Here is a 4624-nt window from a genome sequence, read left to right on the forward strand (position 1 = left end):
AACTCCCGGTAAGATACTGTCTTTGCAACGGATATTTACGTCTCATAGTTCATAGGAATCGACAGTTTTCTAGTTCACACAACTCATTAACAGGCAATTCTCAATAACTGTAAAATAACTATTGCTATAAACTCCGGCAGCTCTGAATCGTGAGTTCAGGTTGCCTACCTACCCGTCAATTCTTTCCACATCTACATATTCAGGCCCCATCGGAAGTCTCTGTATTTTTAAGTACGTCAGCAAATTACCCGTTCCCGCCGGAAGCTTGACCTCATTAAAAACTACCTTTCGTTGCCCTTTACTGACAGGGATTTGAATATGCTCTCCGTTGTATTTCAGGTGAGCCACGCCCTCGGCACTTGCAGGATCAAAGTGAAGCGTCACCCGGTAGGTACCCGCTTCAGACTGCACCCGCCAGTGACCCAGGTTCCCGATTTGCGTTCCCGACAATGCCCTGTTGCCGCCCCAATCGAATCGGGACAGGCTCACCGACGGCTGGGCCTTAGTGCCGATGAATATTCGCTGCACGCCTTTGGCTTCCCGCTCCTGCGTCACGTCATGGAACCAATCCTCGTATCTCGACAGTAGCTCGGTGACGATTTCGGGGTGTTTTTTAGCCAGGTTAACCCGCTCGCTCGGGTCGCCTTCCACATCGTAGAGTTCGAGAGTAGCCAGTACTTTGCTGAGCTCGGGATCGGAGGGTGGACACAGAATTCCGTGAGGGTTGTCCTGCGGGCCGATCAATTTGTATTTCTGGGTTCGGACGGCGAAGTGCATGTACTCGAAGGGCGTCGGTCCACCATGTAGTTGGGTAAAAAACGTTCTCTCTCCCTGTTTCTCGCCCTTCCCTTCCCACAGCGATAGCAGAGATTTTCCATCCAGTTTCAGTCCGTTGGGTTTAGAGATGTTACAGGCTTCCAGCACCGTCGGCAGAATATCAATCATGGTACCCATTTGATCCAGTTTGGTGCTGGGTGGGATATGTCCCGGCCAGCGGACGAAAAAAGGTACCCGGATGCCATTATCATACACGCTCGTCTTGGTACCCCGCAGGTTAGCTACCCAACGCCCCGGATAGACGTCGTTTTTAGTTCGGCGATCGCGGGGGCCGTTGTCCGAGAGGAAGATGACAATGGTGTTTTTCTCGATACCCAGCTCTTTGAGTTTTGTCAGAATCTTACCCACATTGGAGTCAATGTTGTCGATCATGCCGTAAGTCCGTGCGTTGTCTTCGTGAAGCCCCATTTTCCGATAAGGGTCGGCGCGATAGTCGGGCACATCCAGCGGAAAGTGGGGCAGGTTGGTAGCCAAATAGGCCAGAAATGGCTTGCCGTCTTTCTTTTGGATAAAATCAATCGCGGCGTCTGTGAAGATGTCGTCGCAATAGCCTTTGTATTTCTTCGATACATTGTTGTGTTCCAGCACAGGGTCGAAGTAGGAGTTGTCGGCGGGCCCTGCCGCTTGTCCGATACCGCCGCCCTTGTGTACCAACGCTTCCTGAAAACCCTGATCCGTGGGGCGCATGGGATGGTTATCGCCCAAGTGCCATTTGCCGAAGATTCCGGTGCGGTAGCCGTTGCTACCCAGAATTTCGGCGATGGTTCTTTCGGAAGTATTCATCAAATGCTCTACCTGCGTCACGCCCACCACCCCGGTACGAAAGGGATAGCGCCCCGTCAACAGTCCGGCTCGGGTAGGCGAGCAACTAGGATAGGTGAAAAAGTGCGTCATCTCCGCGCCCTGCGCCCCGATGGACTCTATGTTCGGCGTTTTCAAGTAAGGATTGCCATGCGAACCTATGTCTCCATAGCCCTGGTCGTCCGACATCATGATGAGAACATTAGGTCGGGCTGCGTTCAGCTTATTACTCTGGGCTGAAAGTTCTTCGATGCCAACCAAGGCGATAGCCAAGACTAGGAGTAGCAAAGCAGAAAAAGGTAGAGGTCGGTTGTTCATCGTGCTCAGGGTAGTTTTATTAAATTGTTGTTTGAAAAAGGGCAACTCAGTGGCCCTCTACCTGCTCAATGCTGTGATTGATGTCAATCTAGACATAAAGAATGGGTTAGTGGTTAAAGATTTGCTCAAGCCAATGAGCCATGATTCATATTCTGGACAGGAAGTAGCTGCTGGCTAGAATCTTGGGGCTGTTTCCGTATATTTGCCCTTATTTTTTCGTTGAATTCACCTTTCTGCATGGAATTCCAAAAAAGCCATCGCCTCGATAATTTAAAGTATGATATCCGCGGTCCGGTCTATGAAAAGGCGCTGGAACTCGAAAGCCAGGGCTTTAAGATCATCAATCTGAACATCGGCAACCCGGCTCCATTCGGATTCGACGCGCCGGACGAGATCGTCCACGACATCATCATGAACATCCGCAATGCTCAGGGCTACGCTGACTCGCGCGGACTGTTCGCCGCTCGGAAAGCGGTGATGCATTACACACAAACGCAGGGCATCCCCAACGTCGAGATCAACGATATCTTTATTGGTAACGGCGTGAGTGAGCTGATTCTGCTCTCGATGCAGGCGCTGCTGAATACTGGCGACGAAATCCTGGTACCCTCACCCGACTACCCGCTCTGGACTACCTCCATCGCCCTCAGCGGCGGGAAGCCTGTCCACTACGTTTGTGACGAGGCCAATGACTGGAACCCCGATCTGGACGATCTGGAAAGCAAAATCACGCCCCGTACCAAAGGTATCGTTCTGATTAATCCCAACAATCCTACGGGTGCAGTGTACGACAAGGCGATCGTCGAGCGCATTGCCCGGATCGCTGAGGAACATCAAATCATTATTTTTTCTGATGAGATTTACGACCGCATTGTTTATGACGACGCGGTGCACTACCCCATCGCGACCATGGTCGAGGACACCCTGTGCGTAACCTTCGGCGGTCTGTCCAAAAATTACCGCGCGGCCGGCTTCCGGGGCGGCTGGATGATTCTGAGCGGGGCCAAAAAGCGGGCCAAATCCTACGTAGAAGGCATTTTGCTGCTGGCCAGTATGCGGCTTTGCGCCAACGTACCCACGCAATACGCAATCCAAACGGCCCTTGGCGGCTACCAGAGCATCCACGATCTGGTACTTCCCACGGGAAGGCTGCACAAGCAGATGAACGCGGTGTACGAACGCATCACAGCCATTCCGGGAATTACCTGCGTGCGGCCCAGGGGAGCGCTTTACCTCTTTCCCAAGATAGATCTGGACCTGTTCGATTTTCGGGATGACGAGGATTTTATTTTTAAACTACTGAGCGAGCAACGGGTGCTGATGGTATCCGGTACGGGTTTTAACTATTTTCATAGAGACCATTTCCGCATCGTGTTTCTTCCCACCGTCGATGAGTTGAACGAAGCAGTGAATCGCATCACCTTTTTCCTGGAAGCCCACCGCCTTTCCGTCCCGCTCACGGTAGAAGAAGTTTTGGAACAAGAATGACCTCGACCGCCGCCACCACCGAGCAGAAAGGCCAGCGCCTGTTTCTCTTTCTGTGCGGACTTTTCCTGACCAACGCCCTGATCGCCGAAATTATCGGAACCAAGATATTCTCCGTTGAGGGATTTCTTGGTATGCCACCCGCCCAAATTGCGCTTGGCGGTCAATTATTGGATTTCAATATGTCGGCGGGCGTGCTCAACTGGCCCATCGTCTTCATTACCTCTGACCTCATCAACGAGTACTTTGGGCGACGTGGCGTGCGGCGCATTTCCTTCCTGACGGCGGGATTCATCGTCTACATGTTTGGGGTAATTTACGCAACTACCCACCTGCCGCCCGCGCAGTTCTGGCTCGATCTTAATAGTACCGATGCAGCGGGTAATCCTCTCAATATCAACGAGGCCTTTTCAGTAATTTTTCGGCAAGGATTGGGAATTATGGTCGGCTCGATCGTCGCTTTTCTGCTCGGCCAATTGCTCGACATTTCGGTATTCTCCTGGCTGCGCCGCCGGACGGGTAGCAAGCACATTTGGCTGCGGGCGACGGGTTCCACGATGTTCTCGCAACTCGTGGATAGTTTCGTGGTCATCGGCATCGCCTTTTATGTTTTTGGTAATTGGAGCATCAATCAGGTATTTGCCGTGGGTTCGGTCAACTATATTTACAAAGGTGCGATAGCTATCCTCACTACGCCGTTGCTGTACGTGGCTCACTACTTTATCGATAACTATTTAGGCAAAGAAAAGGCGGAATCGATGGCAGAAGAGGCAGCAGTATCTTCTTATTCCGGGCGTTAGTTAAGAATAGTATTTGTACTTTTTCAAAACAAGCAACCCTCAAATATCTAACTATCAGTATTTATAGTAGTACATTTTCAATACCCAATTCAATAAATTCCTTAGAATACATCGACCTTCAAAATAAACGCCCTAAGTTTGTCCGCTGGAAACATCAACTTAAAAATATCATGAGCACATCACTCAAAGAAAACGTCAAAGCTTTTAATCAGAATGTCGAAGAAAACGAAGGTTTCCTGTATACGACCAATGCCCAGTTTTCATCGCACGTCGCCAACAAGCGTATCTCCGACGAAATATTCAAATTTATAAAACCGGAATACGAGACACTGATCGACATTGGCTGCGGCGACGGCGTTTATACCAATAATATCAAGCAAAAC

At 50.6% G+C, this 4624-nt stretch carries 3 protein-coding genes and 1 pseudogene; 3 read left to right on the top strand and 1 reads right to left on the bottom strand.

Going from position 1 to position 4624, the window contains the following annotated elements; translation table 11 throughout:
• Nucleotides 1-168: 168 nt before the first annotated feature.
• Entirely contained in the window at nucleotides 169-1956 is a 1788-nt protein-coding gene (locus ACEW8P_RS04910; RefSeq protein WP_373511988.1) for an arylsulfatase, read from the bottom strand.
• Between the two features lie 237 nt (nucleotides 1957-2193).
• Between ACEW8P_RS04910 and ACEW8P_RS04915 the strand changes: the two genes are divergently transcribed.
• From ACEW8P_RS04915 to ACEW8P_RS04925, 3 genes and pseudogenes are all read left to right on the top strand, one after another.
• The gene (locus ACEW8P_RS04915; RefSeq protein ID WP_373511989.1) at nucleotides 2194-3444 is read left to right on the top strand and encodes a pyridoxal phosphate-dependent aminotransferase; all 1251 of its coding nucleotides are present in this window, start codon (nucleotides 2194-2196) and stop codon (nucleotides 3442-3444) included.
• Nucleotides 3441-4241 carry a queuosine precursor transporter gene (locus ACEW8P_RS04920; RefSeq protein ID WP_373511990.1) on the top strand — a complete coding sequence of 267 codons (801 nt, stop codon included), beginning with the start codon at nucleotides 3441-3443 and terminating at the stop codon, nucleotides 4239-4241. The genes ACEW8P_RS04915 and ACEW8P_RS04920 overlap by 4 nt, the downstream gene beginning before the upstream one ends.
• Before the next feature lie 170 nt (nucleotides 4242-4411).
• Nucleotides 4412-4624, top strand: a pseudogene (locus ACEW8P_RS04925) (class I SAM-dependent methyltransferase); the annotation flags it as partial.

The organism is Persicitalea sp. (assembly GCF_041751555.1).
Classification (GTDB): domain Bacteria; phylum Bacteroidota; class Bacteroidia; order Cytophagales; family Spirosomataceae; genus Persicitalea.